This window comes from Streptomyces lavendulae subsp. lavendulae, from assembly GCF_002803845.1.
Lineage (GTDB): Bacteria > Actinomycetota > Actinomycetes > Streptomycetales > Streptomycetaceae > Streptomyces > Streptomyces lavendulae.
On the sequence record NZ_CP024985.1, the window covers coordinates 3,070,083 to 3,085,348 of the forward strand.

General features: G+C 71.0%; 12 protein-coding genes and 1 tRNA gene. 1 reads left to right on the forward strand and 12 read right to left on the reverse strand.

From position 1 onward, the window contains the following. Window positions 1-143: 143 nt before the first annotated feature. From SLAV_RS12830 to SLAV_RS12865, 8 genes are all read right to left on the reverse strand, one after another. The gene (locus SLAV_RS12830) at window positions 144-1,244 is read right to left on the reverse strand and encodes an LCP family protein (protein WP_030235767.1); all 1,101 of its coding nucleotides are present in this window, start codon (window positions 1,242-1,244) and stop codon (window positions 144-146) included. 312 nt (window positions 1,245-1,556) lie between these two features. Continuing rightward, entirely contained in the window at window positions 1,557-3,722 is a 2,166-nt protein-coding gene (gene rho / locus SLAV_RS12835; RefSeq protein ID WP_030235765.1) for a transcription termination factor Rho, read from the reverse strand. Window positions 3,723-4,152: 430 nt separating this feature from the next. Next, complete coding sequence (gene thrB, locus SLAV_RS12840) at window positions 4,153-5,091, reverse strand: homoserine kinase (protein ID WP_030235762.1); 939 nt, start codon at window positions 5,089-5,091, stop codon at window positions 4,153-4,155. Between the two features lie 337 nt (window positions 5,092-5,428). Further along, window positions 5,429-6,499, reverse strand: a complete 1,071-nt coding sequence (gene thrC / locus SLAV_RS12845; protein ID WP_030235759.1) for a threonine synthase — start codon at window positions 6,497-6,499, stop codon at window positions 5,429-5,431. Window positions 6,500-6,505: 6 nt separating this feature from the next. Further along, on the reverse strand, window positions 6,506-7,798 hold the full coding sequence (locus SLAV_RS12850) for a homoserine dehydrogenase (RefSeq protein WP_030235757.1): 1,293 nt from the start codon (window positions 7,796-7,798) through the stop codon (window positions 6,506-6,508). 168 nt (window positions 7,799-7,966) lie between these two features. After that, on the reverse strand, window positions 7,967-9,358 hold the full coding sequence (gene lysA / locus SLAV_RS12855; RefSeq protein ID WP_030235754.1) for a diaminopimelate decarboxylase: 1,392 nt from the start codon (window positions 9,356-9,358) through the stop codon (window positions 7,967-7,969). A 19-nt stretch (window positions 9,359-9,377) separates the two neighbouring features. Further along, entirely contained in the window at window positions 9,378-10,364 is a 987-nt protein-coding gene (gene nrtL / locus SLAV_RS12860) for an ArgS-related anticodon-binding protein NrtL (RefSeq protein WP_030235751.1), read from the reverse strand. Window positions 10,365-10,467: 103 nt separating this feature from the next. Beyond that, on the reverse strand, window positions 10,468-10,935 hold the full coding sequence (locus SLAV_RS12865; RefSeq protein ID WP_037687951.1) for a response regulator: 468 nt from the start codon (window positions 10,933-10,935) through the stop codon (window positions 10,468-10,470). A gap of 106 nt (window positions 10,936-11,041) precedes the next feature. Here SLAV_RS12865 and SLAV_RS12870 point away from each other — a divergent pair. Continuing rightward, window positions 11,042-11,113 (forward strand) — tRNA-Arg (locus tag SLAV_RS12870). 134 nt (window positions 11,114-11,247) lie between these two features. On the opposite strand, the gene SLAV_RS12875 is transcribed toward SLAV_RS12870, so the two are convergent. From SLAV_RS12875 to SLAV_RS12890, 4 genes are all read right to left on the reverse strand, one after another. Further along, the gene (locus tag SLAV_RS12875; RefSeq protein WP_051841243.1) at window positions 11,248-11,841 is read right to left on the reverse strand and encodes a hypothetical protein; all 594 of its coding nucleotides are present in this window, start codon (window positions 11,839-11,841) and stop codon (window positions 11,248-11,250) included. Further along, a complete protein-coding gene (locus SLAV_RS12880) occupies window positions 11,838-13,325 on the reverse strand; it encodes a hypothetical protein (RefSeq protein ID WP_234333774.1) in 1,488 nt (495 codons plus the stop codon). The genes SLAV_RS12875 and SLAV_RS12880 overlap by 4 nt, the downstream gene beginning before the upstream one ends. Next, window positions 13,322-13,732 carry a hypothetical protein gene (locus SLAV_RS12885; RefSeq protein ID WP_030235741.1) on the reverse strand — a complete coding sequence of 137 codons (411 nt, stop codon included), beginning with the start codon at window positions 13,730-13,732 and terminating at the stop codon, window positions 13,322-13,324. The genes SLAV_RS12880 and SLAV_RS12885 overlap by 4 nt, the downstream gene beginning before the upstream one ends. Before the next feature lie 69 nt (window positions 13,733-13,801). Beyond that, entirely contained in the window at window positions 13,802-15,028 is a 1,227-nt protein-coding gene (locus SLAV_RS12890; protein ID WP_030235735.1) for an MFS transporter, read from the reverse strand. Window positions 15,029-15,266 lie beyond the last annotated feature (238 nt).

The window sequence follows — 15,266 nt, forward strand, 5'->3', positions numbered from 1 at the left end:
TCGCAGGAGCCGAATTGCGCACTGCGTGAACCGGGGCCGACAGACCAGTCTGCCAGGACCGGGCCGCCTGTCAAAATTCTGAGGACGCTCCCCTCAACGGGGAGGAGCGGGCATCTATTCCGGCCGGGTCCCGGCAGGAAGGGCTACTGGACGATCGAGCCCGCGGTGCTCTTGTCCCCGTTGGAGTGTTCGGTGGCCGCGGCGGGGATGGGCTGGTCGGCCAGCAGGGCGTCCCAGACCATCTTCGAGTCCTTGGGCAGGAGCGCGACGCGGTCCTTGTCGAGCGGGTCCTGGGTCACCGGGACGGTGATCATGTGCATGTTCTCGCCGCTGATGCCCTGGAGCCCCTGGGCGAAGCTCGCGAGGGACTTCACGTCGCCGAGCGCCTTGTCGGTGGTGATCGCCTTGGTGGCGGAGTCGGCGAGACCGTAGAGCTTCTTCGGGCTGTCGAAGACGCCGACGCCCTTGACCTGCTTGATCAGCGCCTTGATGAAGGCCTGCTGGAGCTGTATTCGGCCCAGGTCGCCGCCGTCGCCGACGCTCTTGCGCGTGCGGACCAGGCCGAGGGACTGCTCGCCGTTGAGCTTGTGGGAGCCGGCCGGCAGGTCGAGGTGGCTGCCGTAGTCCTTGATCGGCTTGGTGGTCGTGAGCTCGACCCCGCCGAGGTTGTCGATGATGTTCTTGAAGCCGGTGAAGTCGACCTCGATGTAGTGGTCCATGCGGATCCCCGACATCGCCTCGACGGTCTTCACCGCGCAGGCGGCCCCGCCGATGGTGAAGGCCTCGTTGAACTGCGCGCGCTGCCGGGGGGCGCTGTTCTTCCCCTTGCCGATGGGGCAGGCGGGCCGCGGCAGCATCGTGTCGCGCGGGATCGACACCACGCTGGCCTGCTTGTGGCCCTCGTAGAGGTGGATGATCATCGCCGTGTCGGAGCGGGCCGAGCCGCCGTCGTCCGCGCCGTACTCGCGGTTCGCCCCCTCGCGGGAGTCGGAGCCGAGGACCAGGATGTCCATCGAGCCGTTGTCGACGTTCGGCGGGCGGTCCTTGCCCAGGGCCTGGTCGATGTCGACGCTGTGCAGGTTGCCGTTGAGCTTGAAGTAGAACCAGCCGAGGCCACCGCCTCCGAGCAGGACGACGCCCGCTGCGGTCCACGCGGCGATGGTGAGGGCACGGCGCCGACGCGGCGGTTTCCGGCGGCGCCGGGTGACGGCGCGGCGGCCGCGGCCCTTGCTTTCCTCGCTCATGCTCTCCTCAGTCCTGCGTGCGTTGCCCGCCGTATCTCTCACTCAGACGGACGAATGCGTTCCAGGGTTCCACGGCGCGCGGGGCGTACGGAACCCCGGGGGCGGCTCCCCCCGACGGGGGTGGACGGTGCGTGACGCCGCGGCCACCCGGGGTTGGGATCGTGAACGTACGAGCCTGCGGAGGGGTTCATTCCGCAGCATGAATGTGGCGAAGGTCGCACAGGCCCCGAACCGGGAAACCGTGGGGCGTGACGACACGAAGCCGCCCCCGCCGCGGGTGCGGCGGGGGCGGCTTCGGTGAGGCGGACCCGGTCAGTCGTCGTTCTTGCCGGCCGGGGTCGTCTTCGCGATCTGCATCAGGAACTCGGCGTTCGACTTCGTCTGCTTCATCTTGTCGAGCAGCAGCTCGATCGCCTGCTGCGAGTCGAGCGCGTGCAGCACCCGGCGCAGCTTCCAGACGATGGCGAGCTCCTCGCTGTTGAGGAGGATCTCCTCCTTGCGGGTGCCCGACGGGTCGACGTCGACGGCCGGGAAGATGCGCTTGTCGGCGAGCTTGCGGTCGAGCTTGAGCTCCATGTTGCCGGTGCCCTTGAACTCCTCGAAGATCACCTCGTCCATGCGCGAGCCGGTGTCGACGAGCGCGGTGGCCAGGATGGTCAGCGAGCCGCCGTCCTCGATGTTGCGCGCGGCACCGAAGAAGCGCTTCGGCGGGTACAGCGCGGTCGAGTCGACACCACCGGACAGGATGCGGCCGGAGGCGGGCGCCGCGAGGTTGTACGCGCGGCCCAGACGGGTGATGGAGTCCAGCAGGACGACCACGTCGTGACCGAGCTCGACGAGACGCTTGGCGCGCTCGATGGCCAGCTCGGCGACGGTGGTGTGGTCCTCGGCCGGGCGGTCGAAGGTCGAGGAGATGACCTCGCCCTTGACCGACCGCTGCATGTCGGTGACCTCTTCCGGACGCTCGTCGACCAGGACGACCATCAGGTGGCACTCGGGGTTGTTGGTGGTGATCGCGTTGGCGATCGCCTGCATGATCATGGTCTTGCCGGTCTTCGGCGGGGCCACGATCAGGCCTCGCTGACCCTTTCCGATCGGCGACACGAGGTCGATGATGCGGGTGGTCAGCACCCCCGGGTCGGTCTCCAGACGGAGCCGGTCCTGCGGGTAGAGCGGCGTCAGCTTCTGGAACTCCGGGCGGCCTCGGCCGGATTCGGGCGCCATGCCGTTGACGGAGTCCAGACGCACGAGGGCGTTGAACTTCTCGCGGCGCTCGCCGTCCTTGGGCTGACGGACCGCACCGGTGGTGTGGTCGCCCTTGCGCAGACCCGCCTTGCGGACCTGGGCGAGGGAGACGTACACGTCGTTCGGGCCGGGCAGGTAGCCCGAGGTCCGGATGAACGCGTAGTTGTCGAGGATGTCGAGGATGCCCGCGACGGGGATCAGCACGTCGTCGTCGGCGACCTGCGGCTCGTTCGGCGCGAACTCGTCGCGGCCGCGACGGCCCCGGCGGTCGCGGTAACGGCCGCGACGGCCGCGACGGCCGTCCTCACCGTCGAAGTCGTCCTGCGGGCCGTTGTCCTGACGGTCCTGACGACCCTGCTGGCCCTGGCCCCGGCCGCCCTGCTGCTGACGGTCGGCGCGGTCCTGCCGGCCGCCGCCCTGGCCCTGGCCCTGGCCCTGGCCGCCCTGGCCCTGACCGCCCTGGGCCTGACCGCCCTGGGCCTGGCCCTGGTCGTCGGCCTTGGCACCGCGCTCGCGGCGGCCCTGGCGCTCGCCCCGCTCGGCACGGTCACCGCGCTCGGCACGGTCACCCCGCTCGCCGCGGTCACCGCGCTCGCCGCGGTCACGGCGGTCACGGCGGGTCCGGCCCTCGCCGGCCTCCTGCGGCTGGCCCTGGGCCGCGACGGTGGTCGCCGCCTCGGCCTTGGGCTCGGCCGCGGCCACCGGAGCGGCCTCGGTCTTCTGCTCGACCGCCACGACGGCGGGCGCCGAGGACTCCGGGCTGCCGGAGGGCGCGGTCGCCCGACGGCGGCGGCGCTCGCCGACCGGGGCGTCCTCTACCCCGCGCTCGGCTTCCGCCGTGCGGGAGGGGCCCCCGGCGGGCTGGCCCGGGATGTCGATCTGCGCCTGCACGGCGGGCTTCTCGGCGGCGGGCGCCGCGGCGGCGGCCTCGCCCGTGCGGGCCTTGCTGGTGGCGCGGCGCTTCGGCTTGGTCTCGGCGGCGTCGGCGGCGGGGGCCGCGGCCTTGGGGGCGCTGCCGCCCTGCGCCTCCTTGATGACCTCGATCAGCTGGCTCTTGCGCATCCGCGCGGTGCCCCTGATCCCGAGGCCCGACGCGACCTGCTGCAGCTCGGCCAGGACCATGCCCTCAAGGCCGGTGCCGGAGCGGCGGCGCTTGGGTGCGGCGCCCGCGGCGGGGGCACTGGTGTCGACGTTGGTGTCGGCAGCGCCCATCAGATCGGTGGTGTCGCTCACGAAGGGTCCTTCCCTGGAGCGGACGTCGGCCTGTCTGGCTCGGCGACCGGTTGTGCTGTCCGGCAACGGACCAGAACCTGATGGGTCATGGACCGCGGCCGGGGCGGTGGTCCGCCGATCGATGTACGGCGGAGAGAAACGTGCATGGGTGGTTCCGGCGAGAAGCCCCCGAGCTGGAAGCGTGGGAATGTCACGCCGATTCCGGAGCGTGCTCGAAACTGCTGGCAGCGATCAAAGCAGTCGGGGAGGCTCCCGGAAGAAAGGTGGTCCCGGATGGGGACACTGAGCACCGAGCCATGGCGGCTTCGGATGCGCACTTGAGACTAACACTACCGGATCCAACAGATATTCCCCCTCTCAATCACCGGCAATAGCCCCTTCCGCGGGGTGGGCGGCCTGCCCGGCCGCCCGCCCCCGGCGGGCCGTGTCGTCACGACACGGACTGCCCGCCCTGGGTACCCAGCGGAAGGACGCTCGCGCCCGCGGCGTCGAGGGCGAGCCGGTTGGCCGCCCACCCTTCGCCCGCGAGCTGCGCGACCTTGTCGGCCGCGTCGTTGTCGACCAGCGCGAGGACCGTGGGGCCCGCGCCGGAGATGACCGCGGGGATGCCGTCCGCCCGCAGCCGGCCCACGAGCGCCACGCTCTCGGGCATCGCGGGCGACCGGTACTCCTGGTGCAGCCGGTCCTCGGTGGCGGGCAGCAGGAACTCGGGACGCCTGGTCATGGCCTCCACGAGCAGGCCCGCGCGGCCCGCGTTCACGGCCGCGTCCACATGCGGCACGGTGCGCGGCAGCAGTCCCCGCGCGGTCTCGGTCAGGACCGGCTTGGAAGGCACGAAGACCACCGGAACGATGGAATCGGCGGGGTCCATCCGGATCGCCTTGGCACTGCCCCCGTCCATCCAGGCCAGGGTGAAGCCGCCGAGCAGACAGGCGGCGACGTTGTCGGGGTGCCCCTCGATCTCGGTGGCGAGCTCCAGCAGCGCGGCGTCGTCGAGCCTGGCCTCGCCGCCTATGGTCACGGCGCGCGCGGCGACGATGCCGGCGCAGATCGCGGCGGAGGAGGAGCCGAGGCCACGGCCGTGCGGGATGCGGTTGGCGCAGACGACCTCCAGGCCGCGCGGCTGCCCGCCCAGCAGGTCGAATGCCGTGCGCATGGAACGTACGAGGAGGTGGCTCTCGTCCCTCGGGAGGGTGTCGGCACCCTCACCCGCGATGTCGATGTTCAGGCCGGAGTCGGCGACCCGGACGACCACGTCGTCGTAGAGCCCCAGGGCCAGGCCGAGGGCATCGAAGCCGGGGCCGAGGTTGGCACTGCTGGCGGGGACGCGCACTCGTACGGCGGCGGCGCGGAACGCTGGACCTGCCATCGGTCGATGACACTCCTTGTGACTGTGCGAGATCTGGTGTCGGTGCGGGATCTTCGCTGCGAATGTACTGGAGAACGTACGACACCCGAAGGCCCTTGGGGCAGCACCGCGTCATATGCGCGGTGGCGGATGTAAGTACAGCGTATCGAAGGAAGGTTCTCTCGCGACATAGGGCGCACAGGAGGCGCACGATGCGTGTCGCGGTCTTCCGCGGTTCCGCCTTGACTTTTGGTGCCGTACGGGCCGAGTTGCCGGATTCCGCGGACTTCCGGGATCCGGCAACCCGGCGGCGGGCCGGGAGGCCGGGGTCAGGGCCCCGGCCTCCCGGCCCTCCGGGTCAGATCAGGCCGAGACGGGCGGCCGCGGCCTCGGCGTCCACCGGAATGGTGACCGGCTGCGGAGCGCCGGCGACCGCCCAGTCGGGGTCCTTCAGGCCGTTGCCGGTGACGGTGCACACGATCGTCTGGCCGGGATCGACCAGGCCGAGCTCGGCGGCCTTCAGCAGACCGGCCACCGACGCGGCCGAGGCGGGCTCGACGAAGACGCCCTCCTGGGCCGCCAACAGCCGGTAGGCGGCCAGGATCTGGCGGTCCGTCACCTCGTCGATGAAGCCGCCCGACTCGTCCCGCGCGGCCAGCGCGTAGTCCCAGGAGGCCGGGTTGCCGATGCGGATCGCGGTGGCGATGGTGTGCGGCTCCTTGACGACCTCGCCGCGCACGATCGGCGCGGAGCCCGAGGCCTGGAAACCCCACACGCGGGGCGTACGGGAGGCCAGGCCGTCGGCCTTGTACTCCTTGAAGCCCTTCCAGTACGCGGTGATGTTGCCCGCGTTGCCCACCGGCAGGACATGGATGTCGGGGGCGTCGCCGAGCGCGTCCACGATCTCGAACGCGGCCGTCTTCTGGCCCTCGATCCGGACCGGGTTGACGGAATTGACCAGCGCGACCGGGTAGTTGTCGGACAGCGCCCGGGCCAGGTCCAGGCAGTCGTCGAAGTTGCCGTCAACCTGCAGGATCTTGGCGCCGTGCACGAGCGCCTGACCCATTTTGCCCAGCGCGATCTTGCCGCGGGGCACGAGCACCGCGGACACCATGCCGGCGCGCACCGCGTAGGCGGCGGCGGAGGCGGAGGTGTTGCCCGTGGAGGCGCAGATGACGGCCTTGGCGCCGTCCTCCTTGGCCTTGGTGATGGCCATCGTCATGCCGCGGTCCTTGAAGGACCCCGTCGGGTTGGCGCCCTCCACCTTGAGGTGCACCTCACAGCCCGTGCGCTCCGAGAGCACCTGGGCGGGGACGAGGGGAGTGCCGCCCTCGCGGAGCGTGACCACCGGGGTCGTGTCCGTCACCGGCAGGCGGTCCCGGTACTCCTCGATGATGCCGCGCCACTGGTGGGTGCGATTGCTGCTCATGGGTCCTTACTCCCCTTCAACACGCATGATGCTGGCGACACCGCGCACGGTGTCCAGCTTCCGCAGCGCCTCGACGGTCCCCGAAAGGGCGGCGTCGGGCGCGCGGTGGGTGACGACGACGAGGGAGGCCTCGCCGTCCTTGCCCTGCTGACGGACGGTGTCGATCGAGACACCGTGCTCCGCGAAGGTCGTCGCCACCTGGGCGAGGACGCCCGGCTTGTCGGCCACATCGAGGCTGATGTGGTACCGGGTGACGACGTCCCCCATGGGGCTGACCGGCAGCTGGGTGTACGCCGACTCGCCGGGCCCCGTTGCCTGGGCGAGCTTGTTGCGGCAGACCGCGACGAGGTCGCCGAGGACCGCGGACGCGGTCGGAGCGCCACCCGCGCCGGGCCCGTAGAACATGAGCCGCCCGGCGGCCTCCGCCTCGACGAAGACGGCGTTGTACGCCTCGCGCACGGAGGCGAGCGGGTGGCTGAGCGGGATCATCGCCGGGTGCACGCGGGCGGTGACGGACTGGCCGTCCGCGGCCCGCTCCAGGATCGCGAGGAGCTTGATGGTGCAGCCCATGCGCTTCGCCGAGGCGAAGTCCGCGGCGCTGACCTCGGTCATGCCCTCGCGGTAGACGTCGTCGAGACGGACCCGGGTGTGGAAGGCGATGCCGGCCAGGATCGCGGCCTTGGCGGCCGCGTCGTAGCCCTCGACGTCGGCGGTCGGGTCGGCCTCGGCGTAGCCGAGGGCGGTGGCCTCGTCCAGGGCCTCCTGGTAGCCGGCGCCGGTCGAGTCCATCTTGTCGAGGATGAAGTTCGTCGTGCCGTTGACGATGCCCATCACGCGGTTGATCTTGTCGCCCGCGAGGGACTCGCGCATCGGGCGGACCAGCGGGATGGCGCCGGCGACGGCCGCCTCGTAGTAGAGGTCCAGACCGTGCGTCTCGGCCGCGGCGTGCAGCGCGGCGCCGTCCTGGGCGAGCAGCGCCTTGTTCGCGGAGACGACGGAGATGCCGTTCTCGAAGGCGGTGGTGATCAGCGTGCGGGCGGGCTCGATACCGCCGATGACCTCGATGGCCACGTCGATGTCACCGCGTTTGAGGAGGGCGGTGGCGTCGGTGGTGATCAGCGCGGGGTCGATGCCCTCGCGCACCTTGGAGGGACGGCGCACAGCCACGCCGGCGAGTTCGACGGGCGCGCCGATCCTGGCTGTCAGATCGTCGGCGTGCGTCGTCATGATGCGCGCCACCTCTGAGCCGACCACTCCACAGCCCAGCAGCGCCACCTTCAGCGGACGCGTACGCATCATTCGACCTACGCCTTTCGATCTTCCATCCGTAACCCGTGCGCGGATTGCGTGCGGGTCCTGAACCAGTCTCACTCAATGGACAGGACTTTCCATCCTCGGTCCATTGAGTGAGACACCCTTGAGATACCTATTTTGGGGGTCCTGGGGCTTTCCCCAGAAATATGGGAATCATCCGAGGTCGAGACGCAGGAGATCTTCCTCCGTCTCGCGCCGGACGATCACCCGCGCCCCGCCGTCGCGCACGGCGACGACGGGCGGGCGCAGGGCGTGGTTGTAGTTGCTGGCCATGGAGCGGCAGTAGGCCCCGGTGGCGGGTACGGCGAGGAGGTCCCCGGGCGCGAGGTCGGCCGGCAGGAACGCGTCCTTCACCACGATGTCGCCGCTCTCGCAATGCTTGCCGACGACGCGGACCAGCATGGGCTCGGCGTCGGAGACGCGGGAGACGAGGGTGACCCCGTATTCGGCGTCGTAAAGGGCGGTGCGGATGTTGTCCGACATCCCGCCGTCGACGGAGACGTAGGTGCGCAGGCCTTCCAGCGGCTTGATCGTGCCCACCTCGTAGAGGGTGAACGCCGTCGGGCCGACGATCGCGCGGCCGGGCTCCACGGAGATCCGGGGCGCCTTGAGCCCGGCGCTCTCGCACTCCCGCGCCACGATCTCGGTGAGGGCCTTGGCGATCTCGTGCGGCTCGCGCGGGTCGTCGGCGGAGGTGTAGGCGATGCCGAGGCCGCCGCCGAGGTCGATCTCGGGCAGCTCGACGCCGTGCTCGTCGCGTACGGCGGCCAGCAGCCGGATCACCCGCTTGGCGGACACCTCGAAGCCGGCCATGTCGAAGATCTGGGAACCGATGTGCGAGTGGACACCGAGCAGGTCGAGGCTCTCGTGCCCGAGCGCCCGCCGCACGGCCTCGGCGGCGGACCCGTCGGCGACGGCGATGCCGAACTTCTGGTCCTCGTGCGCGGTCGCGATGAACTCGTGCGTGTGCGCTTCCACGCCCACGGTCACGCGGATCTGCACGGGCTGGCGCACGCCCAGCTCACGGGCGATGTGCGCGACGCGGGCGATCTCCTGGAAGGAGTCGAGCACGATGCGGCCGACTCCGGCGGTGACGGCCCTGCGGATCTCGCTCTCCGACTTGTTGTTGCCGTGGAAGGCGATCCGCTCGGCGGGCATCCCGGCGGCGAGGGCGGTCGCCAGTTCCCCGCCGGAACACACGTCCAGGTTCAGCCCCTCTTCCTTCAGCCACTTCACGACGGCCTTGGAGAGGAACGCCTTGCCGGCGTAGAAGACGTCCGCGTCCTTGCCGAAGGCGTGCGCCCAGGCGCGGCAGCGGGCGCGGAAGTCCTCTTCGTCGAGGAAGTAGGCGGGCGTCCCGAACTCCTCGGCCAGCCGGGTCACTTCCATCCCGCCGACGCAGACCACCCCGTCGTCGTTGCGGGTGACGGTGCGCGCCCAGACCTTCTCGTCCAGCACGTTCAGGTCGGCGGGCGGCGGGGCGTAGTGGCCCTCGGGCAGGACGTCGGCGTGGCGGGGCCCGGCGGGGTGCGCGGAACGGCTCATCGGAATCTCTCTTCGCGGGTCACAGGAAGTCGGGGGCGTCTACGCCGAGCAGGGCCAGGCCGCCGGCCAGCACCGTCCCGGCGGCTTCGGCGAGGGCCAGCTGGGCACGGTGGGCGGCCGAGGGTTTCTCGTCCCCTCGGGGCAGGACGTGGTGCTGGTGGTCGAGGAGCGCGTCGGCGACGGCGACGAGGTGCCGGACGAGCCGCTCGGGGGCCCGGTGGTGCGCGGCGGCTTCGAGGACGAGCGGATACTCGGCGATCAGCCGCACCAGCTCGCGGCCCCCCGTCCCCCCACCCTCTCCCGGCTCGGCGTCGAACCCGAGCTGCTCGGCGTTGCGGCTCAGGGCGCGGGCGCGGGAGTGGGCGTACCGCACCCGGAAGAACTCGTTGGACTCGTCCTGGACGAGGAGGCCGGGCGTGAAGGCGGGAGTCTCCCGGGCCGGGACACCGACCATGGCCCAGCGGGCGGCGTCCTGCCCGTAGGCGGCGATCACGTCACCGTCACGGCGGGCGACGGGCGCCACGGCCATCGCCGCGCGCTCCTGCCCGTACGACTGCCCCTGCGAGGCCGCGATCCGCCCGGCGGCCTCGCGCACGGCCCGCTCGCGCGGCCCGACGGAGGGGGCCCAGCAGAAGGGGTCGGCCGCACGGCCGCCGGCGGCGTACCCGTACCGGACTCCGGCGCCCAGCACCTCCCGTACGAGGGCGGCCTCGGAGCGGGCGGCGAGGGTGAAGTTCAGGAACCCGGCCCCGGTGACGTCGACGCGCGCGATCCCGGGCTCCTCGGCGAGCAGCCGGGCCAGCACGTCGGCCACGTCGCGGGGGGCGCGGGCGGCCCCCTTGGCCACCTGGAAGGCGACGGGGGTGGCGTACTCCCCCACCCCGCCGGGCCGCGTCCGCTCGACGACGACCCGCTCGGGCACGGAACCGGCGCCGCCCAGCTCACCGCCCTCGACGGCACGGCGTACGGCGTGTACGACGGCACGAGAGAGGTCGGCGGGGATCACGTCGCCCAGCCTAGGGGAGAAGCCGCATCGGCCCGCACCGGGTTTCGCCATGTGAACAAACACCCGGAACACCCCCGGCCGGGCCCCCTGTAAAGAGGCGCCCTCACACCCCTCTGCCGGCCGACGCACCCTTGCGCTCACGGCGGTCCTTGCGCTCGACGAGCCTGCGCACGATGCGCACCAGCTCGGCGGGCTCGAAGGGCTTGGCGAGGAACGCGTCCACCCCGGCGGCGATCCCGGCCTCGACCTCATGCTGGGTGCAGGCGCTCACGATGGCGACGGGCAGGTGCCGCGTCCGCGGGTCGGCCCGCAACTGCGCGGCGGCCCCGAACCCGTCCAGCCGGGGCATGACCACATCAAGGGTGATCGCGTCGGGCTGCACCCGGTGCACGATGTCCAGACACTCGGCACCATCGCTCGCGGTCACGACCTCGAAGCCCTCCAGCTCGAGATTGACCTTGATCAGCTGCCGGATGACCTTGTTGTCGTCGACAACAAGCACCCGGCCCGAGGCGCCTGGCACAACTTGAGGGTAGGTCGCCCTAAGCCCCCGCGTCCGGGTTTTCGCCACTTCCACCCCCTCCGGGCGACCGACCTCCCTCTCCCGCCCAAATCCGTTCCTGATCACCCCACGGAAGCTGGTAGTGTTCAACCCGTCGCCGCACAGCGGACGACACGCCCCCGTAGCTCAGGGGATAGAGCAACGGCCTCCGGAGCCGTGTGCGCAGGTTCGAATCCTGCCGGGGGCACTTCGCAGGAAGTGCCCAAAGACCCCGCCATCAGCGGCAACGCTGAGACGGGGTCTTCGCGTATGTGCGGCCATGTCGGCCCCCGAGGCGGGGAGGCGGCCACAACTGTGCGGGGCGGCCCGGGGCACTCGGGCTCAGTGGCTTGCCGGTGGCTTGTCGATGTTGGCGTCGCTGCTGGCCCAGAGGTAGATGCGGGTGGTGCCGGGCTGGAACTCGTGCGCGTAGATCTTCGTGCAGAACTGGACCGCCTGGCCTTCGGGAGTCTTGGTGTCGCCGTGGCAGAGGCCGCCGATGCGCATGCCGTCGACGAAGGTCTCGGGCTCGGGCAGGCCGAGGTGGCTGAAGCCGTCGCTGCGGGTGTACCCCGGCTCCTTGGGGTGGGTGTTGCGGACCAATTGCGTGCCCTCCCGCTGCAGCGGCTTGAGGAATCGGTCCGCCTCGGCGGTCGTCACGGTGAAGGTGAGCAGCGCGACGTCGTACTGCACGTTGGAATTGAGGCCTGCCCGCCGGTCGGTGGCCGTCTCCGGTACCTGGAAGCCCATCGTCCTCGCCATCCACTCGGGGGTGACGTTCTGCTCCCAGCAGCAGTTCTTCTGCTCCTCGGTGGGGTGCGTGAGCTCGTACATGGACCACAGGACCAGACCGAGGACGCCCAGAACACACAGGCCCGTGAACGCCCAGGCGCCGAGGGCGAGACGCCGGTGCCAGGACCGGTTCGTGCTGCTCATCGGTCGATCTCGCCGCCGCCGTCGCGGGCGTGGCGGCCGGGGTCACTGCGCTCACCGGCCCGTCCCGGATCGTCGGGGGCTGGCAACGCCGCACCATTGCCCAGTTCGTAGTGCTTGACCGAACCGCTTCCCGCCATGTTGAACTCCTGGGCCAGGCCCACCTTGTGCTGCCGGCCCGGCTCGCCGTCCGGGATGCCGAAGCTCCAAATGTGCACGCCCTTGCCCTCGTCCCAGTTGTAGCGGTCCCAGACGTTGACCTGGTAGTCGAGCCCGACCTTCGGTTGGCCTCCGGCGCCCGGCACGACGGTCACCACCCCTGTCACGTTCGACCGGGCGGAGCCGACCGCGTAGAACCAGTTGGGGTCCGTCATCTGGGAGAAGGAGTAGTCCTCGTTCGGAGTCTCGACCGGTAGGACGACGGCCCGGCCACCGTTCCTCTCGTACTCCGCCAGCGCCTGCTCGCGCCATTGCGCCTCATGGGGCAGAAGATGGCGATGGCTCACATGGTTTTGGAAGTCGTCATCGTCGGTGAGCATTTTGTCGACGGGGAGCCTCATGGGGGTGCCGGTGTCGTCCAGGTAGTGCTTCATGTGGCGTGCCGCGTCGTTCATGTCGCCCCCGTCAGCGGCCACTACGAGCCCCTGCATCTTCATCCGGGTGCCCCAGTCGCCCCAGTCGGGATCCTCCGATCCGTGCTTGCCGGATCCACGGTCGGGTGCCACCCGCTTGACCGACGGGTTGAGGAGTCCGGCAGCGAGCAGGTCGCCCCTGTGGGCGGTCCACAGCTGCGCGCGGGCGTCGGGGCTGAGGGACTGCCACAGCCTGCGCAGCTCGGCCTGCTGGGCCGGCTTGGCGTCCCCGCCCAGGGCGGCCAGTTTCATGGCCCGCGGCAGCTGGTCCTGGTCCAGTGAGGTGTACTCGGCGTGGCCCGCGTCGTACGGGTCGGCTCCGTGCGAGGCACGCAGGGCGCGGGTGGCGGCCGCGTCCACCTCGGCCGCGTCGGTGACCATGCCGGTGAGCGTGTCGGCGTACCAGCGGACCATGTCCTCGGTGCGCCGACTGGGGCCCTTCGCATCGCAGACGGACGATTCCACGCGCACCCTGCCGCCACCGGCGTCCGACACCAGCAGCCCCGGGTCCGGCTCGGGATGATGGGCCGGGTCTCCCTGCCTCGCCTCGTCTGCCAGCTCTTTCGCCCGTTTCTGGATCCGGGTCAGCTCGGCGTGCGCGTCGGCGAGGACCGCGTGGATGCTCCTGGCCTCACGCTGGAGGTCGTCGACCTCCTTTGCCGCGCTGCGGACGAACTCCCGGGTGACGGTGGCGTTCGCCCCTTCCCAGCGGGCCGCCTCCGACTTCTTCACCAGGCCGTCGCGCACGGTGCCGTGCAGCTTGGCGAGTTCCTCGGCGGCCGTCTTCCACTCCGTGGCGGCTTCGTTCAGTTTGGCGAGGTCGATCGTCATCAGGTCGGTCCAGGTGAAGGTCACTTCACGTGCCTCTGGATCTCGGAGACCGACATGGCGGAACCGTCCCGGTGACGCAGGTCGGCGGCGATGGCCTCGTCGTCACGTGCGTGCGCCTGCTTGGAGTAGTCGAGGTGGTTGGAGATGTGCGCGTACATCTGCAGCACCGTCTTGACCTGCGAGTCCCAGGTGAAGAGGGTCACTGACAGCTCCGACCCCATGGCCAGGTTCTTCCCGGAGCACTCGGCCGCGGCCCGGGCGGTCGCCCCGGTGCCGGCGATGTCCGACTTCTTGCGCAGCTCGCCGTGGACGAGGAACGCCTCGTGCCCGACGGCCCCCAGGTCGTCCTGCGTGACGACCAGGTCGTACGGCGAACCGCTCCCCGCGGCGGCGCTCTGTTTGGCGGCTGCCCATTCCTCGTCGAACGACACCGAACCCTCCCCCTGGTGCGCGCGTCGGAAGAGTTCACCCTAACAACCCGCAGGACAGGGGCTGTTCGGTCAGCGGGCTTCCGGGGTGGGGGGTGCCGGGCGGCGGGAGAGGGTCAGGGTGAGGGTGGCTGTGGTGAGGGTGATGAGGCCGCCTGTGGAGAGGGCCCAGCGGGGGCCCCAGTGTTCTGCGAGCCAGCCCGTGAGGAGGGCGCCCAGGGGGGTGCCGCCCTGGAAGATCACCGTGTAGAGGGCCATCACGCGGCCCCGGTAGGCCGGGTCGGTGCCCAGTTGGACGCGGTGGTTCGAGGCCTGGGCGAAGTACATCATCGTGAAACCGGTCAGGGTCAGGAGCAGGCAGGCCGTGGTCAGGGTCGGGGCCAGGCCCGCGAGGGCCTCCGTCGCGCCGAAGGCCAGTGCCGAGCCGGTCACCACGAGGGCCGACGGGCGGCCGCGCCGGGCGGTGGTGGCGAAGGCGGCCAGCAGGGAGCCCGCCGCGAGGGAGCTGCTGAGCAGGCCGAAGGCGGTGGAGTCGGTGTGGAACTCCGTCTTGGCCATCAGCGGCAGGGTCAGCTGGAAGTTGAACCCGGCCAGGCCCACCACGCCGAGCAGCACCAGGGGCAGTACGAGGTCGGGCCGCCGGCCGACGTAGCGCAGGCCGTCCGCGACCCGGGGCCGGGCCGGCCGCTCCGCGGGGACGTGCAGTTCGGCCGGGCGCATCAGGGCGACGCTGGCGACCGTGCCGAGGTAGCTGACGGCGTTGATGAGGACGACGGCCGCCACGTCGAGGCGGGCGATGAGGAAGCCCGCGATCGCCGGGCCCACCACGCGGGCGACGTTGAAGTACGCCGCGCTCATCGCCGAGGCGTTCGGCAGGAGTTCGCCGCCGACCATCTCGCCGACGAACGAGATCCGGGTCGGCGCCTCCACCGCGTTGACGGTGCCCAGGGCCAGGGCGAAGAGCCAGATGTGCCAGAGCCGCACCTCGCCGAGGAGGATCCACAGGCCCAGCGCCAGCGCGAGCACCCCGGACGCGCTGTTGGCGAGCATCAGGAGGCTGCGTTTGCTGTGCCGGTCGGCGAGCCTGCCCCCGTACAGGGTCAGCAGGAGGACGGGCGTGAACTGCAGGGCGGTCACGACGCCCAGGGCGGTGCCCGAGTCGCCGGACAGTTCCAGGACCAGCCAGTCCTGGGCGATGACCATCATCCAGGTGCACGTGACGGAGAGGAGCTGTCCGAGGACGAACAGCCGGAAGTTGCGCACCGAGAGGGACTGGAAGGTGCGTCTCAAGGTCTCCACGGTCCGGCCGTTCCCCTTCCCCGTCCCCGGCGCCGCACGGGCTCGGCGGCACACCTGGGAACACGGTCGTCCCGCCCACTCGATTCTGTCTCGTGACGGGGTTCCGGCCACTTCCGGTGGTCCGTACGAGGGGGGAGGGGCGGGGTTGGTGGGTTTGGGGGGTGGGTGGGGGGGGGGGGCGGTCGTAGGGTGGTCGGACAGGCCGCATTGTGCCGCTGACCAGGGCCTTTGCGGGAAG

What these genes read in the sequence shown, in the direction of transcription:
- SLAV_RS12875 (WP_051841243.1), bottom strand. Translation starts at nt 11,841, where the DNA reads ATGAGCAGCACGAACCGGTCCTGGCACCGGCGTCTCGCCCTCGGCGCC.
- lysA (WP_030235754.1), bottom strand. Translation starts at nt 9,358, where the DNA reads ATGAGCCGTTCCGCGCACCCCGCCGGGCCCCGCCACGCCGACGTCCTG.
- thrB (WP_030235762.1), bottom strand. Translation starts at nt 5,091, where the DNA reads ATGGCAGGTCCAGCGTTCCGCGCCGCCGCCGTACGAGTGCGCGTCCCC.
- thrC (WP_030235759.1), bottom strand. Translation starts at nt 6,499, where the DNA reads ATGAGCAGCAATCGCACCCACCAGTGGCGCGGCATCATCGAGGAGTAC.
- SLAV_RS12850 (WP_030235757.1), bottom strand. Translation starts at nt 7,798, where the DNA reads ATGATGCGTACGCGTCCGCTGAAGGTGGCGCTGCTGGGCTGTGGAGTG.
- SLAV_RS12830 (WP_030235767.1), bottom strand. Translation starts at nt 1,244, where the DNA reads ATGAGCGAGGAAAGCAAGGGCCGCGGCCGCCGCGCCGTCACCCGGCGC.